Genomic DNA, 2710 nt, shown 5'->3' with positions numbered 1-2710 from the left:
CCGCCGCGCGACTTGTCGGTGTGGCGGCTGTAGTCCGAGTCGGCGTCCCAGAAGAGCCAGACGCCCGCAGGGTTATCGATGGCGGCTTGCGACACGCCTGCCAAGTTGCCGCGACAGTTTGCGGGCGTGTTCGGCGGACAGTCGGTTGTCAGACGCGACTTGTAAGCGTAGGAAGTGCCCGCGCCGCGATAGCTGGGGTCGCCCGTGCTGAACTGATCCTGCTCCCAGAAGCTGGGGCGCGGCTCCGACGGACAGAACCAGATTTTGTCGTTCTTCACATACGGCTGAATCAAGGTGCGCAACTGCGGCCACTGGGTGTTGAACGCGCGGGAGATGTTCGTCGCAGCGGGGTAGGTCTCATCGTAGTCCTGAATATACATCATGATGCCTGTGGCAATCTGACGCACATTCGACAGACAGGTCGAAGTCCGTGCGCTCTCACGCGCACGCGCGAACACGGGGAATAGGATCGCCGCCAGAATGGCGATGATCGCGATTACGACCAGCAGCTCAATCAGCGTAAACCCTCGTTTCATAGTGGCAGAATTGTACGCCGCGCTTTGTTAGCAGTGTGTTAAGAGACGCGAACCGCTGCGGATATTCAACAACGCGGCAACCACAACCCCACAAAACCCCCGAATCGGCTTCGCCAAACGAGTTCGTGTGTATCCGTGCCACTACTTGACAATACTGCACTCAAGTCAGGTATAATGCATTCACTCAGAAAACGGGAACTTTTCCCCCGCGCGTGAGGTATCGAAGGCTGTGGAAACTTTCCGCAGCGCACGAAAATAACGATAGGAGGCTGGTTATGGGTAAGGTTGTTGGGATTGACTTAGGGACGACGAACTCGGTGATTGCTGTGCTGGAGGGCGGCGAGCCTGTGGTGATTCCGACGGCGGAGGGCGGTCGCCTGTGCCCGTCGGTGGTGGGCTTCACCAAGACAGGCGAGCGGCTGGTGGGCGCGCCCGCCAAGCGGCAAGCCATCGTGAACCCTGAAAACACGATTTTCTCCATCAAACGCTTCATCGGGCGACGCTACGACGAGGTGGAGGAAGAGCGCAAGCGCGTACCCTACAAGGTGGTCGCCGACAGCAAGGGCGACGCGGCGGTGCAGATTCCTGCGCTCGATAAGACGCTGCGCCCCGAAGAGATTTCGGCGATGGTGCTGCAGAAACTCAAGGCGGACGCCGAAGCCTACTTGGGTGAGAAGGTGGAGGCAGCCGTGATCACCGTGCCCGCCTATTTCAACGACGCGCAGCGCACCGCCACCAAAAACGCAGGCGAGATCGCGGGGCTGAAGGTGCTGCGCATCATCAACGAGCCGACCGCCGCCGCGCTCGCCTACGGACTGGACAAGAAGACCAACGAGACCATCCTCGTGTTCGACCTCGGCGGCGGCACCTTCGATGTCTCGATTCTGGAAGTTGGCGACGGCGTGTTCGAAGTAAAAGCCACTTCGGGCGACACGCACCTTGGCGGCGACGACTTCGACCAGCGCATCGTCGACTACCTCGCCGACGAGTTCAAAAAAGAGCACGGCATCGACCTGCGCCAAGACCGCCAGGCGCTCCAACGCCTGAAAGAAGCCGCCGAACGCGCCAAAATCGAACTCTCCAGCGTGACGACCACCACGATTAACCTGCCGTTCATCACGGCGGACGCGAGCGGCCCCAAGCACCTTGATATGACGCTCACCCGCGCGAAGTTCGAAGACCTGTGCGCCGACCTGTTCGAGCGGCTCAAGGGTCCCATCTTCCGCGCCTTGGAGGACGCAGGTCTCAAGCCGAGCGCGATTGACGAGGTGGTGCTGGTGGGCGGCTCGACGCGCATCCCCAAAGTGCAGGAGATGGTGCGCCAGATCACGGGCAAGGAGCCGCATAAGGGCGTCAACCCCGACGAGGTGGTCGCCATCGGCGCGGCAATTCAGGCGGGCGTGCTGGCAGGCGAGGTCAAGGACATCGTGCTGCTGGATGTCACCCCGCTCTCGCTGGGCATCGAGACCAAAGGCGGCATCTTCACCGTGCTGATCCCGCGCAACACGACCATCCCGACGCGCAAGGGCGAGATCTTCACCACCGCCGCCGACGGGCAGACCAGCGTCGAGGTGCGCGTCTATCAGGGCGAGCGTCCGATGGCGCGCGACAACAAACTGCTCGGCGTGTTCCACTTGGACGGCATTCCTCCCGCGCCTGCAGGTGTGCCGCAAATCGAGGTGACCTTCGACATCGACGCCAACGGCATCCTGCAGGTCTCGGCGAAAGACCTCGGCACGGGACGCCAGCAGAGCATCCGCATCACAGGCTCGACGAACCTCACCCGCGAGGAAGTGGAGCGCATGGTGCGCGAGGCGGAGGCGAACGCCGAACGCGACCGCAAACTGCGCGAGCAAGCCGAGCAACTCAACCGCGCCGAGCGACTCGCTATCGACACCGAGCGGCTGCTGAAGGAGCAGAGCGAGGCGATTAGCGCGAGCGACCGCGAACGCGCCGAGACGCTCATCCGCGACATCCGCGAGGCGATTCAGCAGCAGAACGCCGAACGCGCGATTAGCCTGATGAGCGAACTGGAGAGCCTGACCTACCGCATCACGGAGCAACTCTACCAGCAGCGCACAGCAGGCTACACCAGCAGTTCGAGCGCAACTGCAGGCGCGACCAGCGGCACAAGCGGCGACGATGTCATCGACGCCGAGTACCGCGAGGAGAAG

General features: G+C 62.3%; 2 protein-coding genes. One reads left to right on the top strand and one right to left on the bottom strand.

Features of this window, described 5'->3' with window-relative positions; genetic code table 11:
- Positions 1–536: type II secretion system protein (locus NW852_RS00320; protein WP_414426377.1), on the bottom strand; the 536-nt coding region annotated here is incomplete at its 3' end.
- Between the two features lie 275 nt (positions 537–811).
- On the opposite strand from NW852_RS00320, the gene dnaK reads away from it, so the two are divergent.
- Positions 812–2710, top strand: a 1899-nt coding sequence (gene dnaK, locus NW852_RS00315; protein ID WP_414426376.1) for a molecular chaperone DnaK, incomplete at its 3' end; no start/stop codon positions are given.

Source organism: Synechococcus sp. H60.1, assembly GCF_047462335.1.
Taxonomy (GTDB): Bacteria; Cyanobacteriota; Cyanobacteriia; order Thermostichales; family Thermostichaceae; genus Thermostichus.
The sequence above is the reverse complement of the archived record's forward strand: the minus strand, read 5'-3'. Positions and strand labels throughout refer to the sequence as shown.